A 24,215-nucleotide genomic window follows, 5' to 3' on the forward strand; every position below is an offset into this window, starting at 1 on the left:
AGATCTGCAAAAGAAATTGGGGTGGATGGTGGAGGGTGAACCGTGCGATTAATTTTCATTAACCGCACGGGTGAGCCACTACCCAACACCCAGACAGTGTCAGGGTAGTGGCTTGCTCGTGCTAATGCAAGGAGTAAGTGATTATGAAGGTGAAATTCAGCACGCTGATTATCAGCGGGCTCATCCTGTTAGGTTTATGCCTGGCAAATCGCAGTTCACTGTGTGAATTACGATTGCGGATATTCGCGGCTGAATTATCGGCTGTCATGGCTTACGAAGCACAACAGTAAACTTCAATAGCGGAGGGTTTCCTCCGCTATTCCGGCATCGTTAAGGTGATGCTCCTGCGCCCGCTTTTATCTATTCAACTTACGTTTTCAATTAATAAAAAAACGGCTCCTTACAGGAGCCGTTAATTAACCTAAGCCTCAGGCGAAATTATTTCTTTTTCGCTTTCGGATTTGGCAGGTCAGTAATGCTACCTTCAAACACTTCCGCCGCCAGGCCAACCGATTCGTGCAGGGTTGGGTGCGCGTGGATGGTCAGCGCGATATCTTCGGCATCACAACCCATCTCGATAGCCAGACCGATTTCACCCAGCAGCTCGCCGCCGTTAGTACCGACAATCGCGCCACCAATAACACGGTGCGTCTCTTTGTCGAAGATCAGTTTGGTCATACCGTCTGCACAGTCAGACGCGATAGCACGGCCCGATGCCGCCCACGGGAAGGTGGACACTTCGTAGCTGATGCCTTTCTCTTTGGCTTCTTTCTCGGTCAGACCCACCCAGGCCACTTCTGGCTCGGTATAAGCGATAGAAGGGATCACTTTCGGGTCGAAGTAGTGCTTCAGACCGGAAATCACTTCTGCCGCCACGTGACCTTCGTGCACGCCTTTGTGCGCCAGCATTGGCTGACCGACGATGTCACCGATAGCATAGATGTGTGGCACGTTGGTGCGCATCTGTTTGTCGACGCGGATAAAGCCGCGATCGTCCACTTCCACGCCTGCTTTGCCAGCATCCAGACCTTTACCGTTCGGTACACGGCCAATCGCCACCAGCACTGCGTCGTAACGCTGTGGTTCAGCCGGCGCTTTTTTACCTTCCATTGATACGTAGATACCGTCGTCTTTCGCTTCTACCGCGGTGACTTTGGTTTCCAGCATCAGGTTGAATTTCTTACTGATACGCTTGGTGAATACTTTCACTACATCTTTATCGGCGGCCGGGATCACCTGGTCAAACATCTCGACCACGTCGATCTCTGAACCCAGCGCATGGTAGACGGTACCCATCTCCAGACCGATGATGCCACCGCCCATAACCAGCAGACGCTTCGGAACTTCTTTCAGCTCCAGCGCATCGGTAGAGTCCCACACGCGCGGATCGTTATGTGGAATGAAAGGCAGCTCGATTGGACGTGAGCCAGCAGCAATAATGGCGTTGTCGAAGTTGATGGTGGTTGCGCCGCCCTCTCCTTCCACTACCAGCGTGTTAGCACCGGTGAATTTACCCAGACCGTTGACCACTTTCACTTTGCGGCCTTTTGCCATGCCAGCCAGACCACCGGTCAGCTGAGTGATGACTTTCTCTTTCCAGGTACGGATTTTGTTGATGTCAGTCTGCGGCTGGCCAAACACGATACCGTGCTCTTCCAGAGCCTTAGCTTCTTCGATGACTTTCGCCACGTGCAGCAGCGCTTTTGACGGGATACAGCCGACGTTCAGACAGACACCGCCGAGGGTGCTGTAGCGCTCTACCAGTACGGTTTCCAGACCTAAATCAGCGCAACGGAAGGCTGCAGAGTAACCTGCAGGACCTGCCCCAAGTACCACGACTTGAGTTTTAATCTCTGTACTCATCATGACCTCTTGTTAGATTGCCGGCGGTCAAAAGCGACCCTTTCCCAGGCTCTTGATGCCCTATCTCCACCGGGACATTTCACCGCGAGAGTTTACAGAATTGTTAACAAACTGCCAACCGCGGCAACTCCGAATGCTTACAACAAGGCCGGCATTTGCCGGCCTTGATTAACGTCACATCACCAGACGGCGAATATCAGACAGCATATTGTTAATGATGGTGATGAAGCGCGCACCATCCGCACCGTCGATGACGCGGTGGTCGAACGACAGTGAAATCGGCATCATCAGGCGCGGAGCGAACTCTTTGCCGTTCCACACCGGCTCCATCGCCGACTTAGACACCCCGAGGATAGCCACTTCCGGCGCGTTAACAATTGGCGCGAAGTGCGTGGTGCCCAGGCCGCCAAGGCTGGAGATGGTGAAGCAGCCGCCCTGCATATCGCTGGCGGTCAGTTTGCCATCACGCGCTTTCTTCGACGTCGCCATCAGCTCACGCGACAGCTCAGTGATGCCTTTCTTGTTCACGTCTTTGAACACCGGAACCACCAGACCGTTTGGCGTATCGACCGCCACACCGATGTTGATGTACTTTTTCAGCGTCAGCTTCTGGCCATCTTCCGACAGCGAGCTGTTGAAACGTGGCATCTGCTCCAGTGCCGCGGCGACCGCTTTCATGATGAACACCACCGGGGTGAACTTCACATCCAGCTTGCGCTTCTCGGCTTCCGCATTCTGCTGCTTACGGAACGCTTCCAGATCGGTGATATCGGTTTTGTCGAAGTGGGTCACATGCGGAATCATTACCCAGTTACGGCTCAGGTTAGCGCCCGAGATTTTCTGGATACGACCCAGTTCCACTTCTTCGATTTCACCGAACTTGCTGAAGTCCACTTTCGGCCATGGCAGCATGCCCGGAATACCGCCGCCTGCGGCCGCAGCCGGGGCCGCTTCAGCGCGCTTCACCGCGTCTTTCACGTAAGCCTGCACGTCCTCTTTGAGGATGCGACCTTTACGGCCAGTGCCTTTGACTTTCGCCAGGTTAACACCGAACTCGCGCGCCAGGCGACGAATCACCGGCGTGGCGTGCACGTAAGCGTCGTTTTCAGCAAATTCGCTCTTCGCATCGGCTTTCGCCGCTGCTGGCGCAGGTGCAGCAGCCGGTTTGGCTTCTGCAGCGGGTGCGGCTTCCTGTTTCGCTGCCGGTGCCGCAGCAGCCGGCGCAGCGCCTTCTACTTCGAACACCATGATAAGCGAACCGGTGCTGACTTTATCGCCGGTAGCCACTTTCAGCGCTTTAACCGTACCGGCAAACGGCGCCGGAACTTCCATTGACGCTTTATCGCCTTCCACCACGATCAGTGACTGCTCAGCCTCAACTTTATCGCCTACTTTGACCAGCACTTCGGTGACTTCCACTTCGTCGCCGCCGATATCCGGGACGTTAACGTCTTTGGCACCCGCAGCCGCGGCTGGCGCGGAGGCCGCCGCTTCTTTCACGGCAGGTTTGGCAGCCGCTGCTGGCGCCGCGCCTTCGGCTTCAAAGATCATGATCAGTGAACCGGTGTTCACCTTGTCGCCCGTGGCGATTTTGATCTCTTTCACCACACCGGCAAACGGTGCAGGCACTTCCATGGAGGCTTTGTCGCCTTCGACGGTGATCAGCGATTGTTCTGCCGCCACTTTGTCGCCCACTTTAACCAGAATTTCGGTGACTTCGACTTCGTCGCCGCCGATATCCGGTACGTTAACGTCTTTCGCTTCGCTGGCGGCAGCCGCAGCAGGTGCGGCTTCCGCTGGTTTCTCTTCGGCGGCCGGTGCCGCAGCAGCTGCACCTTCGGCGTCGAAAATCATGATCAGTGAACCGGTATTCACTTTGTCACCGGTCGCGATTTTGATCTCTTTAACCACGCCGGCCTGCGGCGAAGGTACTTCCATCGAGGCTTTATCGCCTTCCACGGTGATCAGCGACTGTTCGGCTTCAACCTTGTCGCCCACCTTGACCAGAATCTCGGTGACTTCAACTTCGTCTGACCCGATATCCGGTACGTTAATTTCGATAGCCATTACTCTCTTACCTCTTAAGCCAGACGCGGGTTAACTTTATCGGCATCGATGTTGAATTTCGCGATCGCATCCGCCACCACTTTCTTCTCGATTTCGCCGCGTTTAGCCAGTTCACCCAGGGCTGCAACCACTACGTATGACGCATCCACTTCGAAGTGGTGACGCAGGTTTTCGCGGCTGTCTGAACGGCCGAAACCATCGGTACCCAGCACGCGATAATCGCTGGCTGGCACGTAGCTGCGAACCTGCTCTGCGAACAGCTTCATGTAGTCGGTCGATGCCACCGCCGGCGCGTCGTTCATCACCTGAGCGATGTACGGTACGCGTGGAGTTTCCGTTGGGTGCAGCATGTTCCAGCGCTCACAATCCTGACCGTCGCGTGCCAGCTCGGTGAACGAGGTTACGCTGTAGACGTCAGAACCGATGCCGTAATCCTTCGCCAGGATCTGTGCCGCTTCGCGCACGTGACGCAGGATAGAACCTGAGCCCAGCAGCTGCACTTTGCCTTTGCTGCCTTCTACCGTCTCCAGCTTGTAGATACCCTTACGGATGCCCTCTTCCGCACCCTGCGGCATCGCAGGCATGTGGTAGTTTTCGTTCAGCGTGGTGATGTAGTAGTAAATATTTTCCTGCGCTTCGCCGTACATACGTACCAGACCGTCATGCATGATGACTGCCACTTCGTACGCGTAAGACGGATCGTAAGAGATACAGTTCGGGATAGTCAGCGACTGAATGTGGCTGTGACCATCTTCGTGCTGCAGACCTTCACCGTTCAGCGTGGTACGACCGGACGTGCCGCCCACCAGGAAGCCGCGCGCCTGCTGGTCGCCTGCCAGCCACATCAGATCGCCGATGCGCTGGAAACCAAACATCGAATAGTAGATGTAGAACGGAATCATCGGCAGGTTGTTGGTGCTGTAAGAGGTCGCCGCCGCCAGCCAGGAAGACCCTGCGCCGAGCTCGTTGATCCCTTCCTGCAGAATCTGGCCTTTCTCGTCTTCTTTATAGTACGCAACCTGCTCACGGTCCTGCGGCGTATACTGCTGGCCGTTCGGGCTGTAAATACCAATCTGACGGAACAGACCTTCCATACCAAAGGTACGCGCTTCGTCTGCGAGGATCGGCACCAGACGATCTTTGATCGACTTGTTCTTCAGCATCACGTTGAGCGCACGCACGAAGGCGATGGTGGTAGAGATCTCTTTGCTCTGCTCTTCCAGCAGCGCACTGAACTCTTCCAGCGCCGGCATTTCCAGCTTTTCGCTGAACTCAGCCTGACGGGTTGGCAGATAGCCACCCAGCTTCTCGCGCTGGCCGTGCAGGTAGTTGTACTCTTCTGAGCCTTTTTCGAAGGTCACATACGGCAGCTGTTCGATCTTGTCGTCAGCCACTGGCACGTTGAAGCGATCGCGGATGTAGCGAACGCCATCCATGTTCATCTTCTTAACCTGGTGCGCGATGTTTTTACCTTCCGCGGTGTCACCCATACCATAGCCTTTGATGGTATGCGCCAGGATCAGCGTAGGCTGACCTTTGGTCTCCTGCGCTTTCTTCAGGGCCGCGTAGATTTTCTTCGGATCGTGACCACCACGGTTCAGGGCGAAGATCTCTTCGTCTGACCAGTCTTTCACCAGCGCTGCAGTCTCCGGGTATTTACCGAAGAAGTGCTCGCGCACGTACGCACCGTCGCGTGATTTGAAGGTCTGATAGTCGCCGTCAACGGTTTCGTTCATCAGCTGAATCAGCTTGCCGCTGGTGTCTTTCTTCAGCAGCTCGTCCCAGCGTCCGCCCCAGATCACTTTGATCACGTTCCAGCCAGCACCGGCAAAGATGCCTTCCAGCTCGTTGATGATCTTACCGTTACCGGTGACCGGACCGTCGAGACGCTGCAGGTTACAGTTGATGATGAACACCAGGTTATCCAGCTTCTCACGGGTAGCGATGGTGATCGCCCCTTTGGATTCTGGTTCGTCCATCTCGCCATCGCCAAGGAAGGCGTAAACGGTCTGCTTAGAGGTATCTTTCAGGCCGCGGTGTTCCAGATATTTCAGGAACTTCGCCTGATAGATGGCGTTCAGTGGGCCGAGACCCATCGACACGGTCGGGAACTGCCAGAAGTCCGGCATCAGTTTTGGATGCGGATAGGAAGAGAGACCGTTGCCGTGGACTTCCTGACGGAAGTTGTTCATCTGCTCTTCAGTCAGGCGTCCTTCAAGGAACGCACGCGAGTAGATGCCCGGAGAAATGTGGCCCTGGAAATAGACCAGATCGCCGCCATCCTGCTCGCTACGCGCGCGGAAGAAGTGGTTGAAGCACACTTCATAAATGGTGGCAGAAGACTGGAAAGACGACAGGTGACCACCCAGCTCCAGATCTTTCTTCGACGCACGCAGAACCGACATAATGGCGTTCCAGCGGATTGCGGAACGGATACGACGTTCAAGAGAGGTGTTCCCCGGATATTCCGGCTCATCTTCGACCGCAATGGAGTTGATGTAGTTGCTGACGGCGTTGCCGCCCGCTGCCACTTTCACACCGCCTTTGCGTGCAGCACTCAATACCTGATCAATCAGATACTGCGCGCGCTCAACACCTTCTTCACGGATGACCGATTCGATCGCCTGTAGCCAGTCACGAGTTTCGATCGGATCCACGTCATTCTGTAAACGTTCTGACATGGGGTGTATTCCTTATCTGTGTCTAATACGTTGAATTATCAGGAGCCTGTCTGCTTGTGCTTTGCTTCTGATTCACAGCACAAGAAGACAGGCCCGTCGTTTATGTCGCACGTTCATTGCCGTGCGTTATTCCTTACGTTGCTGTAAACGACGCAGGGAGCGTTCACGACGGCTCTGCTCCCGACTTCTGTCCAGCAAGATTTCCTCAATGAACGCCAGGTGACGATGGGATGCCTCGCGTGCTTGTTCTGGCTCACGAGCCACAATCGCCTCAAAGATACTGGCGCGGTGACCGCTCACTTTCGCCAGCATTTCGCGGCGAGCGTAGAGCAATTCGAAATTCTGACGGACGTTCTGTTCCAGCATAGGGCCCATCGAACGCAGCAAATGCAGCAGCACCACATTATGGGCGGCTTCTGTGACAGCGATCTGATACTTCATGACCGCATCGGCCTCAGCATCTAAATCGCCGCTGTCCTGCGCCTGCTGGATGTTGACGTGACAGTCGCGAATACGCTGCAGGTCTTCATCGGTGCCGCGCAGCGCAGCGTAGTAGGCCGCAACGCCTTCCAGCGCATGGCGGGTTTCCAGCAGGTCAAACTGGGATTCAGGATGTTCAGCAAGCAGGCCGACCAGCGGGTCGCTCAGGCTTTGCCAGAGATTCTGCTGTACGAAGGTGCCACCACCCTGACGGCGCAGCAGCAGGCCTTTAGCTTCCAGACTCTGGATCGCTTCGCGCAGCGATGGACGTGAGACATCAAACTGTTTGGCCAGTTCACGCTCGGGAAGCAGTTTTTCACCCGGCTGGAGCGTCCCTTCCATAATCAGGGATTCCAGCTGCTGCTCGATTGCATCGGAGAGCTTGGGTTGGCGAATTTTACTGTAGGCCATCATCCCTTCTTATGAGCCAAACGTCCGGAGTAAATTGGTAATACCAATTGAAAAATGGTGCCCGTAAAGTAACAAAGTATTCACCTTGTGTCTATATGGCCCCCCGCACACTTTCACCGCAGACACCGGTTACCGTGCGCTAACTTACCGGGATCTGGCAGAAAAGCGTCTCAGCGCGGCAAATGTTAACAGATTTCACTTTTACCAAACCTTACACTGCATTAGCGCGCACCAGGCTGCGTAGCCATAAGCGAATGCTATTCGTGTTTAAGCCTTATTCATGGCAGAAATAGCGCAAGGGAAGCGCAGAGGATGCTGCTGCTTTTTCAGCCATCTCTCAGCACAAAAAGCAAAAGCAGGTGCAAAGCGGCGCGCTTATCACTATTCTGGTCGCCAGGGTAGCTCAGGCTTGCACACAGCCCGCCGGATACCGTAAAGAAAAGCGTACACAGATAGAACAGCCTTACAGTGCGCGCACTGCAGGTGCACAATAACAACATCATGAGGTTTGTATGGAACAACAGCATGGCGAAACGCTGCATCGCGGCCTGAAAAATCGCCATATTCAGCTGATTGCGCTGGGCGGTGCCGTCGGTACCGGTCTGTTTCTGGGCAGCGCATCAGTGATTAAATCGGCCGGTCCGGCCGTGATTCTCGGCTATGCCATCGCCGGTTTTATTGCCTTCCTGATCATGCGCCAGCTCGGCGAAATGGTGGTGGAAGAGCCGGTGGCCGGCAGCTTTAGCCACTTCGCCTATAAATACTGGGGCAACTTTGCCGGCTTTGCCTCCGGCTGGAACTACTGGGTGCTGTATGTGCTGGTGGCGATGGCTGAACTCACCGCTGTGGGCAAATATATTCAGTTCTGGTGGCCGGAATTCCCCACCTGGGCCACTGCGGCTATCTTCTTTGTGGTGATCAACGCCATCAACCTGACCAACGTTAAAGTGTTCGGTGAGATGGAGTTCTGGTTCGCGATTATCAAAGTGGTGGCGGTCATCGGCATGATCCTGTTTGGCGGCTGGCTGCTGTTTAGCGGCAACGGCGGCCCTCAGGCCAGCGTCAGCAACCTGTGGAACCAGGGCGGTTTCCTGCCGCACGGCGTCAGCGGGCTGGTGATGATGATGGCGATCATCATGTTCTCCTTCGGCGGCCTTGAACTGGTGGGTATCACCGCCGCAGAAGCCGACAATCCACAAGAGAGCATCCCTAAAGCCACCAACCAGGTGCTGTGGCGTATCCTGATTTTCTACATCGGCTCACTGGCGGTGCTGCTCTCGCTGCTGCCATGGACGCGCGTCACCGAAGAGACCAGCCCGTTTGTGCTGATCTTCCACGAACTGGGTGATGCGCTGGTGGCGAATGCGCTCAACGTGGTGATCCTGACCGCCGCGCTGTCGGTGTATAACAGCTGTGTTTACTGTAACAGCCGCATGCTGTTCGGCCTCGCGCAGCAGGGCAACGCGCCAAAAGCGCTGCTGAAAGTGGACCGTCGTGGTGTGCCGGTGGCGACCATTCTGGTCTCGGCGGTCGCCACTGCGCTGTGCGTGCTGATCAACTACCTGATGCCAGGTGAAGCCTTCGGCCTGCTGATGTCGCTGGTGGTCTCCGCGCTGGTCATCAACTGGGCGATGATCAGTCTCGCGCACCTGAAATTCCGTAAGAAGAAAGATCAGCAGGGCGTGACCACCCGTTTCAAAGCGGTGCTGTATCCGCTGGGTAACTGGATCTGCCTGCTGTTCCTGGCGGCCATTCTGGTGATCATGCTAATGACGCCGGGCATGGCGATTTCAGTGTGGCTGATTCCGGTGTGGCTGCTGGTGCTGGCCGTGGGTTATACCGTTAAAAATCGGGTACAGAAAGCCTGATGCTTCACCGGGCCCGGCACGCTGCTGCCGGGCCGATCCGCTTCACACTTTTCCCCGCCCGCGTATTTTGTCCATCATCCTGACCGATTGTTCCCCACCAGGTTACTGATTTAACGCTGATAATTTTTGCTCCACTTGTCGCAGGAGACGACTGATGAAAGGAGCAGCCCTCTCGTTCAGAGAAAAACTGGGATACGGCATGGGTGACGCCGGATGCAACATGATCGGCGGTGCCATCATGCTGTTCCTCAACTACTTCTACACCGACGTATTTGGCCTCGCCCCGGCGCTGGTCGGCACGCTGTTACTGTCAGTACGGGTGCTGGATGCGGTGACCGACCCGATAATGGGCGCAATTGCCGACCGCACACAGAGCCGCTGGGGACGCTTTCGCCCATGGCTGCTGTGGATATCGCTGCCCTACGTGCTGTTCAGCGTGCTGATGTTTACCACCCCGGACTGGAGCTACGACAACAAGGTGATCTGGGCATTTGTCACCTATTTCCTGATGTCGCTGACCTACACCGCCATCAATATTCCTTACTGCTCGCTGGGCGGCGTCATCACTAACGATCCCGGTGAACGCGTCTCCTGCCAGTCATACCGCTTTGTCATGGTGGGCATCGCCACGCTGATCCTCTCGCTGTCGCTGCTGCCGATGGCCGAGTGGTTTGGCGGCGACAACAAAGCGCGCGGCTATCAGCTGGCAATGAGCGTGCTGGCGCTGATTGGCCTGGTGATGTTTCTGTTCTGTTTTGCCACGGTGCGCGAGCGTATTCGCCCGGCGGTACCGAGCAACGATGATCTGAAGAAAGATTTGCGCGATGTATGGAAGAACGATCAGTGGGTGCGCATTCTGCTGCTGACGTTCTGTAATGTCTGTCCCGGTTTTATTCGCATGGCCGCCACCATGTATTACGTCACCTGGGTGATGGGCCAGTCGACGCACTTTGCGACGCTGTTTATCAGCCTGGGCGTCATCGGCATGATGCTGGGCAGCACACTGGCGAAAGTCCTCACCGATCGCTGGTGCAAGCTCAAGGTGTTTTTCTGGACCAACATTGCGCTGGCGCTGTTCTCCAGCGGCTTTTACTGGATCGATCCGCACGCCACCGTCACCGTGGTGATCGCTTATTTCCTGCTGAACATCCTGCACCAAATCCCGTCGCCGCTGCACTGGTCACTGATGGCTGATGTCGATGACTACGGCGAATGGAAAACCGGTAAACGCATCACCGGGATCAGCTTCTCCGGCAACCTGTTTTTCCTCAAGGTCGGACTGGCGGTAGCGGGTGCCATGGTCGGGTTTTTATTGTCGATGTATGGCTATGACGCAGCGGCGAAACAGCAGTCTGCCAGCGCGCTTAACGGCATTGTGCTGCTGTTTACCCTGATCCCCGGCGTCGGCTATCTGATCACCGCCGGCGTGGTGCGCCTGCTGAAAGTGGACCGCGCGCTGATGCGCACTATCCAGCAGGATCTCGCCCTGCGTCGCGCCAACTTCCATGACCTGTCTGCCCCCGTTCGCCGCGCAACCTCACAACCAGGAGAAATTAAATGAGCTGGCCTAACCCGTTTATTACGCAACGTGCCGATCCGTTTATTTTGCGCCACGGCGATGGCTACTACTTTATCGCTTCGGTGCCCGAGTACGATCGACTGGAACTGCGCTATGCCAGCACGCTTAACGGCCTGATTACCGCCCCGGCCACAACCGTGTGGCGTAAACCGGACAGCGGTCCCTGCAGCGCCCTGATCTGGGCACCGGAACTGCACGTGATCAATGGCCAGTGGGTGATTTACTTTGCCGCCGCGCCGTCCCGCGAAATCAAAGAGGGGCTGTTTCAGCACCGTATGTACGCGCTGGTATGTGATGATGCTGATCCACTCAGCGGTCACTGGCAGCCGTGCCGCCGCGTGCAAACCCACCTCGATACCTTCGCCCTCGACGCCACCCACTTCGTGCATCAGGGTAAAAACTGGTATCTGTGGGCGCAAAAAGACCCGGCGATTCCCGGTAACTCCAACCTTTATCTGGCGGAATTACTGAATCCGTGGACGCTGAAAACCCAGCCGCTGATGCTCAGCCGGCCGGAGTATGAGTGGGAGTGTGCCGGCTTTAGCGTTAATGAGGGACCGGCGGTGATTCGTCATGGCGAGCGGCTGTTTGTCACCTACTCAGCCAGCGCCACGGATGAAAATTACTGCCTCGGCATACTGAGTATTGACGCGCAGGCCGATCCGCTCGACATCAGCGCATGGCATAAATCGGCGCGGCCGGTATTTGCCACCAGCTGGGATAATCACCAGTACGGTCCGGGGCATAACAGTTTCACCGTGGATGAAGCAGGACGGGATGTGCTGGTGTATCACGCACGGAATTACACCGAAATTGAGGGCGATCCGCTGTGGGATCCCAACCGCCATACGCGGCTTAAATATTTTGCCTGGCGCGAAGACGGCACACCGGATTTCGGCGTGCCGCCTGCCGATCATACTAACGTGCCGTAGATAGTCAGCAGCGCCACTACCACGACCAGCACCAGCGAAACGCGTTTGGCCAGCGCCACGGCAACCCGTGGCGTTTCCACTTTATCCAGATGCGGATCGCGCGCCAGCGAGAACTGCGCCAGGCTGGTCAGCACCTGATACTGTGGACGATGCACATCGCTGAGCGCGGCAAACCATGCCGGCAGCGCACGCTCGCCGTGACCGAGCAGCGCATAAGCCACACCGGCCAGCCGCACCGGAATCCAGTCCAGCACGTGCAGAATGCGATCGATGCCGGACTGTGCGCGTTCCAGCGGGGAACGGTGTTTTGCCAGCCAGCTCTGCCAGGCACGCAGAAACGCATACCCCACCAGCAACACTGGCCCGTAAGGGCCACCGACCACAAACCAGAACAGCGGCGCAAGATAGAAGCGGAAGTTAATCCAGATCAGCGCGTTTTGCAGCGCCTGCAGAAATTCGCGCTCGCTACAGTCAACCGGCACGCCGTGAATCAGCGTCAGCTCTGCCGCCATCGCCTGATGGGCCGCTTCATCATCGTGGCTCGCCGCTTTAAGATACTGATGATAATGCAGCCGCACCGAGCCGGCACCAATGCACAGCAAACCGACCACAATCCAGAACAGCAGCTGCGCCACGCCAAACAGAATGCCCTTCAGGCTCCACACCACCAGCCAGACCAGCAGCATGGCGATCACGGTCATCAGCAGCGTACGCAGCAACGAGAAGCGCTGGCGACCGCGAAACAGCGGCTCAAGCCGATGATCCAGCTGCCAGTGTTCACCTAATTTAAAAAGGCGTTCCCAACCCAAAACTAACAACAAACTAAACAACGTCATACCTGCTCCTGCGGTGTCAGGGGTGCTCCTGCCCGATAGCCTGTTTATAGCGTATCCAGTCAAATGCCGGACCGGGATCGGTCTTGCGTTCCGGCGCAACATCGCTGTGACCGGTGATACGCTGCGGCGTCAGCGGATAATGCTGCATCAACAGGCGGGTAACCTGCTGCAGCATAGCGTACTGGGCATCGGTGTAGGGCAGCGTGTCAGTGCCTTCCAGCTCAATGCCCATGGAAAAATCGTTGCAGTTTTCCCGTCCGGCAAACTGCGAAATGCCGGCATGCCAGGCGCGCTGGTCAAAGGAAACATACTGTACCAGCTCACCGTCACGGCGAATCAGACAGTGCGCCGCCACGCGTAACTGGGCGATATCCGCAAAATAGGGATGCGCATCAGCCGGTAGCGTACCGGTGAACAGCCGGTCAATCCACGGACCGCCAAATTCGCCCGGCGGCAGACTGATGTTATGAATGATCAGCAGCGACGGCGCTTCGTTATCCGGCCGCGCATTGAAGTGCGGCGACGGCACCTTGCGTGCGCTCGTGATCCAGCCGTGTTCCAGTTTCATGCCTGTTATCCTGAACAAAATCTGGCTGAGAATACCATGATTCCACCTCGCTGCTTGTGACTTAATGCGTTATGGCATCAGCAAGTTAAGGATACTAAACATTTCACCTGCCGTGTCTGGCAATAGCTGCAAAATCAGGCTAAGGTGAGCGCACGTAATCCGTAGGGTGGAGCCGCAAAATCATGGTGTCGCGTCGTTATAATCCCGAACATCGTCGTCAGGAACTGCTTAAACGTATTCAGCTGGATATCCCGGAAACCGTGGCGCGCGCGCTTCAGGAGGATTTAGGCGGTGACGTTGACGCTGACCGCGACATCACCGCTCAGCTGTTGCCGCAGGCGGCGCAGGCTGAAGCGCGCGTTATCACCCGCGAAGCCGGTGTTTTCTGTGGTAAACGCTGGGTGGAAGAGGTATTTATCCAGCTGGGCAATAACGTTTCCATTACCTGGCACGTCGAAGACGGCCAACCGCTGGTGGCCGATCAGCTACTGTTTGAATTACAGGGACCGGCACGGTTGCTGCTGACCGCAGAACGCACCGCGTTAAACTTTGTGCAGACGCTCTCCGGCGTAGCGACAGCCGTGAACCGCTATGTGGCGCTCTTGTCTGGCAGCAATACCCAGCTGCTGGATACGCGCAAAACCCTGCCCGGCCTGCGCACCGCGCTCAAGTATGCGGTGCTGTGCGGCGGCGGGCAGAATCATCGTCTGGGATTGTCCGACGCTTTCCTGATCAAAGAAAACCACATCATTGCCAGCGGTTCGGTCAGTAAAGCGGTAGAGAAAGCCCTGTGGCTGCACCCGGATGTGCCGGTCGAGGTGGAAGTGGAAAGTCTCAGCGAACTGCAGCTGGCGCTGGCGGCCGGTGCCGACATCATCATGCTGGATAACTTCACGCTGGCGATGATGCAGCAGGCGGTTACGCTGACGGCGAAGCGCGCGCTGCTGGAGGTGTCCGGCAACGTGACGGAGACGACGCTGCCGCAGATCGCCGCCACCGGAGTGGATTATGTCTCGGTGGGCGCGCTGACTAAGCACGTGCAGGCGCTCGATCTGTCGATGCGTTTTCGCGAAGTCTGACGTAAGGCCATGCCGCCGGTGCTGGCGGCAAATTGCGAGCCGGCTTCCATCATCATGTGGCTTCGCCTGTAACGCGCCAGATTGTCTGCGCGCCCCTTTCCGCGATTGAAACGCGCCCCCTTCCGCTTTTCCCTGCCCTTTCTTACCGTTGCGGCTCCACAACAAGGAGCCTCATTATGGATAAACAACGCGGTTTTACCCTGATCGAGCTGATGATTGTCATCGGTATCGTCGCCATCCTCAGCGCTATTGGCCTGCCCGCTTACCAAAATTATCTGCAACGTGCCGCGCTGACCGACATGCTGCAAACCATGGTGCCCTATAAGACTGCCGTGGAGCTGTGCGCCATCGAGCGCGGCGGACCGGCGCAGTGTCAGGCCGGCGAGCGCGGTATTCCCGCCGCCAAAGGCTCGCGCTATGTGGCGAACCTGAGCGTGGTCAATGGTGCCATTACGCTGACCGGCCAGGAGAGCCTGACGGGGTTAACCGTTGCAATGTTGCCGATATGGAATGCGGCGGAAGGCGCACTCAGCTGGCAACGCAGCTGCACCAGCGACAACGCCAGCCTGCGCGACAGCTGCCTTGAGCAGTTCCGCTTTGCCGACAAGGAAGAAAACAATGGATAAGCCGGATAGCGCCCTGCAGGCGCTGTGTGCCCGCTATCAGGCCGTGATACTGCACCATGACGCCATGCACTTGCGCGTGGCGGTCGCGGACGCGCCAGACCCGCTGTTGTTAGAGGCGCTGCAGTTTGCCAGCCAGTGCGCAGTCGAGATCGAGTGCTGGCCCGCCGCACGGCTGGAGCAGCTGCTGCACCAGCCCGAAAGCAGTGCGGCACCGCGCGAACAGGCCAGCGCCGAGTCCGCCATTCACGCGGTGGATCAGATTCTGCGCCAGGCCATACAGCGACGCGCCTCCGATGTGCACTTTGAACCGCAGCGTCACGGGCTGCGCGTGCGGCTGCGGATTGACGGCGTGCTGCATCCGCTGCCGCAGTTACCGGATGCCCCACCCGCCGCCGTGCTGGCACGCTTGAAAATCCTCGGCGGTCTGGATATCGCGGAGCGTCGGCTGCCGCAGGATGGCCAGTTCAGTCTGGAGATGGATGACAAACCGGCGGCGTTCCGCCTGTCGACCCTGCCGGTCAGCCAGGGTGAAAAAGCGGTGGTACGCCTGCTGCAAAGCGAAAACAGCGCCATTGCGCTCGATAAGCTGGGCATGCCGGTACCACAGCTGCGCCTGCTGAAAAACGCGCTGGCCAAACCGCAGGGGCTGATTCTGGTCACCGGCCCAACCGGCAGCGGCAAAACCTTTACGCTGTACAGCAGCTTGAGCGCCCTCAACGTGCCAGAGAAAAACGTCTGCAGCGTGGAGGACCCGCTGGAAATTCCGCTACAGGGGATTAACCAGACGCAGGTACAGCCACGGAGCGGTCTCGACTTTAACCGCGTCCTGCGCGCGCTGCTGCGGCAGGATCCGGACGTCATTATGATCGGCGAAATCCGTGATGCTGAAACCGCCAGCATCGCCGTAAAAGCGGCGCAGACCGGACATCTGGTGCTCTCAACCTTGCATACCAACTCGACGGCCGAAACCCTGACCCGCTTACGGCAGATGGACATTCCCGGCTATCTGCTTGGCCCGGCGCTACAGCTGGTGGTGGCGCAGCGGCTGGTGCGCCGTTTGTGCGTGCACTGCCGTCAGCCGGGTCAGGCGATTGCCCATCTGCCCGGCGACATGTGGCCCGGCACGCTGCAAACCTGGCGTGCCCCCGGCTGCGATCACTGCTTCTCTGGTTACTATGGCCGCCTGGCGCTGTTTGAAATCCTGCCGATGAGCAGCAGGTTGCAGAACGCCATCTCGGCTGATATGCCGCTGGAGCACCTGCTGACGCTGGCCGCGGAGCAGGGAATGAAAACGCTGCTGACCGCCGGGCTGGAGGCGGTGAGCCGCGGCGACACCTCTTTCGAGGAGATGCAGCGCGTGGTGGGCCTTGGCAATGGCTAATCGCTACCAGTTTCACTGGCAGGCACTGGACAGCATGGGCCTGCTGCAGGAGGGCGAGTCGCTGCAGCCCACGCAGGATGCCCTGCTCGGCCAGCTGGGCGATCGCGGCATGCTGGTGGTGAGCTGGCAGCGCGGCAAGTGCTGGCGCGCGCGCGACTGGAAGTGGCAGCAGAAAATTGACCTGATGCGCCAGCTGGCGACGTTGCTGAAAGCCGGGCTGCCGCTGGCGGAGAGTCTGACATTGCTGGCCAGCGGCCATCCCCATGCAGGCTGGCGCGTGCTGCTGAGCCTTCTGCAACAGCAGGTCATGGCCGGAGAGCCGTTTTCTCAGGCGCTGCGCGCCTGGCCGGATATCTTCCCGCCGCTGTTTCCGGCACTGATGCAGGTAGGTGAGCTGACCGGGCAACTGGACGAGTGTTGCCGCCAGTTGGCACTACAGCAGAGCAGGCAACAGTTTCTGCGCCAAAAGGTGGTGAAAGCGTTGCGCTATCCGCTGTTTATCCTGCTGGTGGCGCTGGCGGTCAGCGCCGGGATGCTGCTGTTTGTACTGCCGGAATTTGTTGCGGTGTACGCCAGCTTTGACGCACCGCTGCCGGCCTTTACCGCCGGCGTGATGGCGCTGTCGGCACTGTTGCAGCAGGCGGCGCTGCCGCTGCTGTTGTGCGGTGTGGCGTCCGGGTGGCTGGCGCGTCTGACCTACCGACGATCCGTTGCGTGGCAAAAGCGCTGCCAGCAGTGGCTGCTGCGGCTTCCGCTGCTGGCCCCGTTGTGGCGCGGCGGTCAGCTCAGCCAGATATATGCGATTCTGCAACTGACGCAGCAGGCCGGACTGACGCTGCTGCAAAGCCTGCAGGCGGTGGAAGTGACGCTGGCCGCGCGACTGTGGCGCGATGCCATCGTGGCGTTACAGCAGCACATTGCCGCTGGCGCGCCGCTGCATCAGGCGCTACAGGGACATCCGCTGTTTACGCCGCTGTGCGCTCAGCTGATCCGCGTCGGTGAAGAGGCCGGTGCGCTGGATGTGATGCTGGCGCGGCTGGCGGAGTGGCACGAAGCGCAAACGCTGGCGCGCGCAGACAGCCTCGCCGCTTCGCTGGAGCCGCTGATGATGGTGGTGATTGGCGGCATTGTCGGCACGCTGGTGATTGCCATGTATCTGCCGGTATTTGGTCTGGGAGACGCCATACGTTAAACGGGCGCACGCGGCGCCCGTTGCGGCACATCAGCGGTTAAAGACGCGGTTTTCCTGTTCTGCCACACGAATAAAGGTGGTGCGTTTGGTCAGCTCTTTCAGGCGCTCTGCGCCGACGTAAGTACAGGCCGAACGCAGCCCGCCGAGGATATCTTTCACCGTCTCCGCGACCGGTCCACGCAGCGGCAGACGAACGGTTTTACCTTCTGCGGCGCGGTAGCCCGCCACACCGCCCACATGACGTTTCATCGCGGATTCGGAGCTCATGCCGTAGAACAGCATAAACTGCTCGCCCTGCTCTTCAACAAGAGTGCCTTCGCACTCATCGTGTGCCGCCAGCATGCCGCCGAGCATCACGAAGTCAGCGCCGCCGCCGAACGCCTTGGCGATATCGCCCGGCACGGCGCAACCGCCATCGCTGACAATCTGCCCACCGAGGCCGTGCGCCGCATCAGCACACTCAATCACCGCGGAGAGTTGCGGGTAGCCAACGCCGGTTTTGACGCGCGTGGTGCAGACCGATCCCGGGCCGATTCCCACCTTCACAATGTCGGCACCGGACAGAATCAGCTCTTCGACCATTTCACCGGTCACCACATTCCCGGCACAAATGGTTTTCCCCGGAAAGCTTTCCCGCGCGCGCTGCAGGAAGGCAACAAAGTGCTCGGAGTAGCCGTTTGCCACATCAATACAGATAAAATTGAGTTGGGGCGACAGCGCGAGGATCGCGCTTAACTTTGTGAAATCTGCTTCTGAGGTCCCGGTGGAGACCATCACGTGGCTGAGCACCGTGGCCGGTACACGCTGGATAAAGGACTGCCACGCTTCAACACTGTAGTGCTTGTGAACGGCAGTCAGCACGTTAAAGCCAGCCAGCGCTTCGGCCATGGTAAAGGTGCCGACGGTATCCATGTTGGCGGCAATCACCGGAACGCCGGACCAGGCGAGGCCTGAATGTTTGAAGGTGAACGTGCGTTCCAGCTCAACCTCGGAACGGCTTTTCAGCGTGGAGCGTTTCGGGCGGATCAATACATCTTTAAAGCCCAGTTTTACATCTTCTTCGATACGCATAGCAGAGTGTCCTGGTTAGTGACGACGAACCGCAGTTCGGGTAGCGCTCACGGCTCCAGTGTCGTTATCATACGCGCCATTCGTTCCGCGACAAGACTGCGAATTTCACTTTATTTAAGCTACAATCCGTTAAATTTAGCTGAGAAAACCGATTGTGATCGGGCTCTCATCACGCTGCGGCAGATGAGAAAAATGTTGAGAGAACGCTATGCCTTTTACCGTTGCACTGACCGGCGGCATTGGTAGTGGTAAAAGCACCATTGCTAACGCTTTTGCCGCGCTGAACGTCGACATCATTGATGCCGATGTGATTGCCCGCGAGGTGGTTGAACCGGGCACACCTGCGCTCAATGCGATTGTGAAACGCCACGGAGAATCGATTCTGACCGCAGAAGGCACGCTTTATCGCGCGCGTTTGCGGGAAATTATTTTCCAGCAGCCGCAAGAGAAAAACTGGCTCAATCAACTGCTGCATCCGCTGATTAACGCCCGTACCCAGCAGCTGAAGGCGCAGGCGACTTCGCCTTACGTCATGTGGGTAGTGCCGCTGCTGGTAGAAAATGGTCTGCAGCATCAGGCTGATCGGGTATTAGTCGTGGATGTCGATGAGGCCACGCAGCTGCAGCGCACCCGCCAGCGTGATGGTATCTCTCTCAGCCAGGCGCAACGGATTCTTGCCGCGCAGGCCAGCCGTCAGCAGCGTTTAGCCTGCGCGGATGACATCATTGATAACAGTGGCACGCCGGAACAGGCTTTGCCGCGCGTTGCTGAACTTCACCAGCGCTATTTGCGCCTGGCAGCAACCGGACGGGATTAATATCATGAGCACAGTGGTTCTGTTTGAACACCCATTGAATGAGAAAATGCGCACCTGGCTGCGCGTGGAGTTTTTGATCAACCAGCTGCACGAAACGCTGCCGGTCAACAGCTCGGTTGCGGCATTGGGTGTGTTTCGTATTATTGGCGACCTGCTGGATATCTTCGAACGCGGCGATATGCGCACCGAGCTGTTAAAAGAGCTGGAGCGTCAGCAGCAAAAACTGCGTGCCTGGCTGGATGTGCCGGGTGTCGATGAACACACCGTCAGCCAGCTGCGCGAACAGCTGAAGCAGCAATCCAGCGAGCTGATGGCCGCGCCGCGCATGGGTCAGCAGCTGCGCGAAGACCGGTTGATTGCCTCCGTACGTCAGCGCCTGAGCATTCCCGGCGGCTGCTGCAGTTTTGATCTGCCGGGTTTACACATCTGGCTGCACCAGCCACAGGCGCTGCGCGATACCCTGGTGAATAGCTGGCTGGCCTCGCTCGATCCGCTGCGCAACAGCCTGACGATGATCCTCAACCTGATTCGTCAGTCAGGCGTGTTTCGCCATCAGACCAGCCTCAACGGCTTTTATCAGGATAACGCCGAAGGGTCCGACCTGCTGCGCCTGCAGCTGACGCTGGAAGATGCGCTCTATCCGCAGGTCTCTGGTCATAAAAGCCGCTATGCCATCCGCTTTTTACCGCTCGATAGCGAACGCGGTGAAGTGCCGGCGCGACTGAATTTTGAATTAGCCTGTTGTTAGAGGATGTTATGCAGGAAGAGATGATTACCGTACCTTGCCCTAACTGCGGTAAAGCCGTGATGTGGGATGAACTCAGCCCGTGGCGCCCGTTTTGCAGCAAACGCTGTCAGTTGATCGATCTGGGTGAGTGGGCCGCTGAAGAGAAACGCATTCCCAGCAGCGGAGACATGACGGAGAGTGACGACTGGAGTGAAGAGCAGCCGTAATCGGCAGGGGCACGCAGCCCCTGAGTTTAAATCTCGCCCGCCACTAAGCGGGCAATCAGGGCGTGGTTGGCAGGTGGAAATTCATCGGCCAGCAAATCACGCTGCTCGACCCAACGCTGCGGCTGACCTTCGCGTCCCCACGGCTCACCCTGCCAGCCCTCCACCAGGAAGAAATGCAGCGTAACACGCAGGTCATCGTAACTGTGGTCGGCCTGACCAATCGCTTTCGCCGCCGTCACTTCAATACCGGTTTCTTCCATCAGCTCACGTTTTAACGCCTGTTCTGCGCTTTCGTGCTGTTCAATTTTTCCGCCCGGGAACTCCCATTTGTTGGCCATGTGGGAGCTTGCTGCGCGCTGGGCAAGAAAGATCTGACGACTGGCATTGCGAATGATGCCCACCGCAACCTGCAGGTGTTTCATAAGCTGGATTCCGCTTGTAGTGAGTGAGCGCTGATTTTAAAGCAGACGCCGGACGATGTTAACTGCTGTCGGCTTCACCGCGATCCTGTCGCACAGATTCCAGTTATTAAGACAGGTCGTAATGATCGCACGGCGCCATGTTGGGAATACTCGCAGCCACTTTACTCTAGCCAGGCCGACTACACATGGAACGCAAACTAACAACGTTTCTGGCGCAAGACGCACAGAAACAGATGAATACCTTACGCCATTTAGTTTTTCACGACATCCTGACGCTCGACAGCGCGCAAAACACTTTAACCTGGTGGCCAGAACAGAAGACCATCCCGCTTAATGAAGCGCAGAAGCGCTTCTTCTCCTGCCTGCTGCTGCGCATCACCTCGAAACGGCAGATCATTGCCACGGTATGGAATGAGAGCTATCCGGGGATCAGCGACAACAACTATCACCAGCTGCTGTTTCAGAGCCGGGCGTTGCTGAAACGCTATGGTTTGCCGGATGGGCTGCTGGTTACGCTGCCCTATCATGGCGTGCGGCTGAATGAGGAGAAGCTGATGGCGATTACCCGCTAATCAGCCAAAGAAAAAGGAGCCCGCGGGCTCCTTTTTGTTATCAGGCCAGACGACCGTGACACTGTTTGTATTTTTTACCTGAGCCGCATGGGCACGGATCGTTACGTCCCACTTTCCGCTCACCGCCCTGTGCCGCCAGTGCAGCGGCCGCTGCGGTGTCGTCATCGACGTGACTGAGCTGCTGCTGCTGTGCCAGGCGCTCTGCTTCTTCACGACGCTGCTGCTCCATCGCTTCCACTTCTTCCGGCATCCGCACCTGCACTTTGCTCAGGGTGCTGATCACTTCGTACTTCAGCGACTCCAGCATCGCGGCAAACATGGCGAAAGATTCACGTTTGTACTCCTGCTTCGGATCCTTCTGCGCATAGCCACGCAGATGGATACCCTGACGCAGATAGTCCATCGCCGCCAGATGCTCTTTCCACAGCGAGTCGAGCGTTTGCAGCATCACGCCTTTTTCGAAGTTGCGCATCATTTCTGCGCCGACCACTTCTTCTTTCGCCGCATAGTTTTCACTGGCGCGGCTCATAATGCGCTCACGCAGCGTCTCTTCATGCAGATCCGGCTCTTTATCCAGCCACTCGGCAATGGGCAGATCCAGATCGAAATCATTGCGCAGACGCTCTTCCAGCCCCGGGACGTCCCACATCTCTTCCAGCGACTGCGGCGGAATGTAAGTGTCGATAGTGGCTTTGAACACATCTTCGCGGATGCTGTTAATGGTGTCCGAAACGTCAGAGACATCCAGCAGTTCGTTACGCTGGCTGTAAATGGCGCGGCGCTGATCGTTAGCGACGTCATCGTATTCCAGCAGCTGTTTACGGATATCGAAGTTGCGGCTTTCTACTTTGCGCTGCGCATTAGCAATTGCTTTGGTTACCCACGGATGCTCAATCGCTTCACCCGGCTTCATACCCAGCTTACGCATCATGTTGGACACACGATCGGAGGCAAAAATACGCATCAGCGCATCTTCCATCGACAGATAGAAGCGCGAAGAACCGGCGTCACCCTGACGGCCCGCACGGCCGCGCAGCTGGTTATCGATACGGCGTGATTCGTGGCGTTCGGTACCGATAATGTGCAGACCGCCTGCCGCCAGCACCGCATCATGGCGCAGTTTCCACGCTGCCTTGATGGCTTCAATCTGCTCTTCAGTCGGGTTTTCCAGCGCGGCCACTTCCGCCTGCCAGCTACCGCCGAGCATGATGTCCGTACCACGACCGGCCATGTTGGTCGCGATGGTTACCGCGGCTGGCTGACCTGCCTGCGCCACGATATCCGCTTCGCTGGCGTGGAACTTGGCGTTCAGTACGCTGTGCTTAATACCCGCGCGCGTCAGCTCCTGAGATACCACTTCCGATTTTTCAATCGAGATGGTGCCCACCAGTACCGGCTGCCCGTTAGCCGTACAGGTGCGAATATCTTCGATAATGGCGTCGATCTTCTCTTTCTCGGTCATGTAGACCAGATCGGCCATATCTTTACGCACCATCGGACGGTTGGTCGGCACCACGATGGTATCGAGTTTATAGATGGAGCTGAATTCAAACGCTTCAGTATCAGCGGTACCGGTCATACCGGCCAGTTTCTCGTAGATACGGAAGTAGTTCTGGAAGGTGATGGAAGCCAGCGTCTGGTTTTCATTCTGGATCTCCACACCTTCTTTGGCTTCGACCGCCTGGTGCAGGCCATCAGACCAGCGACGTCCCTGCATGGTACGGCCGGTGTGTTCATCAACAATGATCACCTCGCCGTCCTTCACGATGTAGTCAACGTCGCGGGTGAACAGTGCATGGGCGCGCAGTGCTGCCGTCACGTGGTGCATCAGCATGATGTTGGTCGGCGAGTAGAGTGACTCGCCCTCATCCATGATGCCCTGGCTGACCAGCAGCTCTTCCACTTTCACCAGACCGCGTTCGGTCATGTGCGCCTGACGGGCTTTTTCATCCACCCAGAAGTCACCTTCGCCCTGGAAGTTATCCGAGTCTTCTTTTTCCTGGCGCACCAGGTGTGGAATGATTTTGTTGACCTTGATGTAGAGATCGGAGCTGTCTTCGGCCGGGCCCGAGATAATCAGCGGGGTACGCGCTTCATCGATCAGGATCGAGTCCACCTCATCCACCAGCGCATAGTGCAGTTTACGCTGTACGCGCTCTTCCGGACTGAAGGCCATGTTATCGCGCAGATAATCGAAGCCGTATTCGTTGTTGGTGCCGTAGGTGATATCGGCTGCATAGGCAGCGCGCTTAGCCACTGCCGGCATGCCCGGCAGGTTGATACCGACTGTCAGACCAAGGAACTCAAACAGCGGACGGTTGTTTTCGGCGTCACGCTGCGCCAGATAGTCGTTGACGGTCACAACGTGGACGCCCTTGCCGCTCAGCGCGTTCAGGTAGGCCGGCAGCGTCGCAGTCAGGGTTTTACCCTCACCGGTGCGCATCTCCGCGATGCAGCGTTCGTTGAGCACCATGCCGCCGATCAGCTGCACGTCAAAGTGGCGCATGCCAAACACGCGCTTACTGGCTTCACGCACGGTGGCGAAGGCTTCGGGAATCAGGCTCTCCAGCGTTTCACCTTTTTTCAGGCGCTCGCGGAATTGATCGGTTTTCGCTTTCAGTTCGTCGTCAGACAGTTTGACGAACTCCGGCTCCATCTTGTTGATGACATCGACCACTTTACGCATGCGGCGCAGAGTACGATCATTGCTGCTACCAAAAACTTTCGTTAACAATTTGATTAACATAATAAATTTATCTCAATTCAGCCGTGACAATACGGGCTGCAAAGGCAAAAAACAGAAAAAGGAAAATAAC

General features: G+C 57.4%; 21 protein-coding genes. 12 read left to right on the top strand and 9 right to left on the bottom strand.

Annotation, left to right across the window (positions count from 1 at the left end; all coding sequences use genetic code 11):
- Nucleotides 1–143: 143 nt before the first annotated feature.
- A complete protein-coding gene (locus C1N60_RS16410; protein WP_021314460.1) occupies nucleotides 144–290 on the top strand; it encodes a Hok/Gef family protein in 147 nt (48 codons plus the stop codon).
- A 148-nt stretch (nucleotides 291–438) separates the two neighbouring features.
- Here C1N60_RS16410 and lpdA read toward each other — a convergent pair whose 3' ends face one another.
- The 4 genes from lpdA to pdhR all read right to left on the bottom strand — a co-directional run bounded on the left by lpdA (nucleotide 439) and on the right by pdhR (nucleotide 7,502).
- Nucleotides 439–1,863, bottom strand: a complete 1,425-nt coding sequence (gene lpdA, locus C1N60_RS16415; RefSeq protein WP_021507536.1) for a dihydrolipoyl dehydrogenase — start codon at nucleotides 1,861–1,863, stop codon at nucleotides 439–441.
- 174 nt (nucleotides 1,864–2,037) lie between these two features.
- A complete protein-coding gene (gene aceF, locus C1N60_RS16420) occupies nucleotides 2,038–3,930 on the bottom strand; it encodes a pyruvate dehydrogenase complex dihydrolipoyllysine-residue acetyltransferase (RefSeq protein WP_058770609.1) in 1,893 nt (630 codons plus the stop codon).
- Between the two features lie 14 nt (nucleotides 3,931–3,944).
- A complete protein-coding gene (aceE, locus tag C1N60_RS16425) occupies nucleotides 3,945–6,611 on the bottom strand; it encodes a pyruvate dehydrogenase (acetyl-transferring), homodimeric type (RefSeq protein ID WP_021507538.1) in 2,667 nt (888 codons plus the stop codon).
- Between the two features lie 126 nt (nucleotides 6,612–6,737).
- The gene (gene pdhR, locus C1N60_RS16430) at nucleotides 6,738–7,502 is read right to left on the bottom strand and encodes a pyruvate dehydrogenase complex transcriptional repressor PdhR (RefSeq protein WP_021507539.1); all 765 of its coding nucleotides are present in this window, start codon (nucleotides 7,500–7,502) and stop codon (nucleotides 6,738–6,740) included.
- 512 nt (nucleotides 7,503–8,014) lie between these two features.
- On the opposite strand from pdhR, the gene aroP reads away from it, so the two are divergent.
- The 3 genes from aroP (at nucleotide 8,015) to C1N60_RS16445 (ending at nucleotide 11,881) form a co-directional block, all read left to right on the top strand.
- A complete protein-coding gene (aroP, locus tag C1N60_RS16435; RefSeq protein WP_021507540.1) occupies nucleotides 8,015–9,370 on the top strand; it encodes an aromatic amino acid transporter AroP in 1,356 nt (451 codons plus the stop codon).
- A gap of 154 nt (nucleotides 9,371–9,524) precedes the next feature.
- Nucleotides 9,525–10,931, top strand: coding sequence for a glycoside-pentoside-hexuronide (GPH):cation symporter (locus C1N60_RS16440; RefSeq protein ID WP_031279699.1), 1,407 nt, complete (start codon nucleotides 9,525–9,527; stop codon nucleotides 10,929–10,931).
- Nucleotides 10,928–11,881 (top strand): glycoside hydrolase family 43 protein, encoded by a 954-nt coding sequence (locus tag C1N60_RS16445; protein ID WP_211726681.1) that lies wholly within the window; start codon nucleotides 10,928–10,930, stop codon nucleotides 11,879–11,881. Before C1N60_RS16440 ends, C1N60_RS16445 begins: the two co-directional genes overlap by 4 nt.
- Here the strand turns inward: C1N60_RS16445 and ampE are convergent.
- On the bottom strand, nucleotides 11,863–12,717 hold the full coding sequence (gene ampE, locus C1N60_RS16450; RefSeq protein WP_031279700.1) for a beta-lactamase regulator AmpE: 855 nt from the start codon (nucleotides 12,715–12,717) through the stop codon (nucleotides 11,863–11,865). The genes C1N60_RS16445 and ampE overlap by 19 nt on opposite strands.
- A gap of 16 nt (nucleotides 12,718–12,733) precedes the next feature.
- Entirely contained in the window at nucleotides 12,734–13,285 is a 552-nt protein-coding gene (gene ampD, locus C1N60_RS16455) for a 1,6-anhydro-N-acetylmuramyl-L-alanine amidase AmpD (protein WP_394521102.1), read from the bottom strand.
- Nucleotides 13,286–13,467: 182 nt separating this feature from the next.
- Here ampD and nadC point away from each other — a divergent pair, with 182 nt between their 5' ends.
- The 4 genes from nadC (at nucleotide 13,468) to hofC (ending at nucleotide 17,563) form a co-directional block, all read left to right on the top strand.
- Nucleotides 13,468–14,364 carry a carboxylating nicotinate-nucleotide diphosphorylase gene (gene nadC / locus C1N60_RS16460; RefSeq protein ID WP_021507544.1) on the top strand — a complete coding sequence of 299 codons (897 nt, stop codon included), beginning with the start codon at nucleotides 13,468–13,470 and terminating at the stop codon, nucleotides 14,362–14,364.
- Between the two features lie 176 nt (nucleotides 14,365–14,540).
- Nucleotides 14,541–14,990, top strand: a complete 450-nt coding sequence (gene ppdD / locus C1N60_RS16465; protein WP_021507545.1) for a prepilin peptidase-dependent pilin — start codon at nucleotides 14,541–14,543, stop codon at nucleotides 14,988–14,990.
- Nucleotides 14,983–16,371 (top strand): type II secretion system protein GspE, encoded by a 1,389-nt coding sequence (gene gspE, locus C1N60_RS16470; RefSeq protein WP_394521103.1) that lies wholly within the window; start codon nucleotides 14,983–14,985, stop codon nucleotides 16,369–16,371. Before ppdD ends, gspE begins: the two co-directional genes overlap by 8 nt.
- A complete protein-coding gene (hofC, locus tag C1N60_RS16475) occupies nucleotides 16,364–17,563 on the top strand; it encodes a protein transport protein HofC (protein ID WP_394521104.1) in 1,200 nt (399 codons plus the stop codon). The genes gspE and hofC overlap by 8 nt, the downstream gene beginning before the upstream one ends.
- Nucleotides 17,564–17,593: 30 nt before the next feature.
- On the opposite strand, the gene C1N60_RS16480 is transcribed toward hofC, so the two are convergent.
- Nucleotides 17,594–18,634, bottom strand: coding sequence for a GMP reductase (locus tag C1N60_RS16480; protein ID WP_262256407.1), 1,041 nt, complete (start codon nucleotides 18,632–18,634; stop codon nucleotides 17,594–17,596).
- A gap of 208 nt (nucleotides 18,635–18,842) precedes the next feature.
- Here C1N60_RS16480 and coaE point away from each other — a divergent pair, with 208 nt between their 5' ends.
- Genes coaE through yacG form a run of 3 tightly spaced genes read left to right on the top strand, consistent with a single transcriptional unit; the run spans nucleotide 18,843 to nucleotide 20,405 of the window.
- Nucleotides 18,843–19,451: a dephospho-CoA kinase gene (coaE, locus tag C1N60_RS16485; protein WP_058780442.1), complete on the top strand. Its 609-nt coding sequence runs from the start codon at nucleotides 18,843–18,845 to the stop codon at nucleotides 19,449–19,451.
- 4 nt (nucleotides 19,452–19,455) lie between these two features.
- Nucleotides 19,456–20,199, top strand: coding sequence for a cell division protein ZapD (gene zapD / locus C1N60_RS16490; protein WP_058759493.1), 744 nt, complete (start codon nucleotides 19,456–19,458; stop codon nucleotides 20,197–20,199).
- 8 nt (nucleotides 20,200–20,207) lie between these two features.
- Nucleotides 20,208–20,405: a DNA gyrase inhibitor YacG gene (yacG, locus tag C1N60_RS16495; protein WP_058770616.1), complete on the top strand. Its 198-nt coding sequence runs from the start codon at nucleotides 20,208–20,210 to the stop codon at nucleotides 20,403–20,405.
- Nucleotides 20,406–20,431: 26 nt separating this feature from the next.
- Here the strand turns inward: yacG and mutT are convergent, their stop codons facing one another.
- On the bottom strand, nucleotides 20,432–20,827 hold the full coding sequence (gene mutT, locus C1N60_RS16500) for an 8-oxo-dGTP diphosphatase MutT (RefSeq protein WP_058774821.1): 396 nt from the start codon (nucleotides 20,825–20,827) through the stop codon (nucleotides 20,432–20,434).
- Nucleotides 20,828–21,012: 185 nt separating this feature from the next.
- Here mutT and C1N60_RS16505 point away from each other — a divergent pair, with 185 nt between their 5' ends.
- The gene (locus C1N60_RS16505) at nucleotides 21,013–21,399 is read left to right on the top strand and encodes a winged helix-turn-helix domain-containing protein (RefSeq protein ID WP_021507552.1); all 387 of its coding nucleotides are present in this window, start codon (nucleotides 21,013–21,015) and stop codon (nucleotides 21,397–21,399) included.
- Between the two features lie 40 nt (nucleotides 21,400–21,439).
- Here C1N60_RS16505 and secA read toward each other — a convergent pair whose 3' ends face one another.
- Nucleotides 21,440–24,145, bottom strand: coding sequence for a preprotein translocase subunit SecA (secA, locus tag C1N60_RS16510; RefSeq protein WP_059010287.1), 2,706 nt, complete (start codon nucleotides 24,143–24,145; stop codon nucleotides 21,440–21,442).
- Between the last annotated feature and the right edge of the window lie 70 nt (nucleotides 24,146–24,215).

It is taken from the genome of Pantoea sp. SGAir0184 (assembly GCF_043544755.1).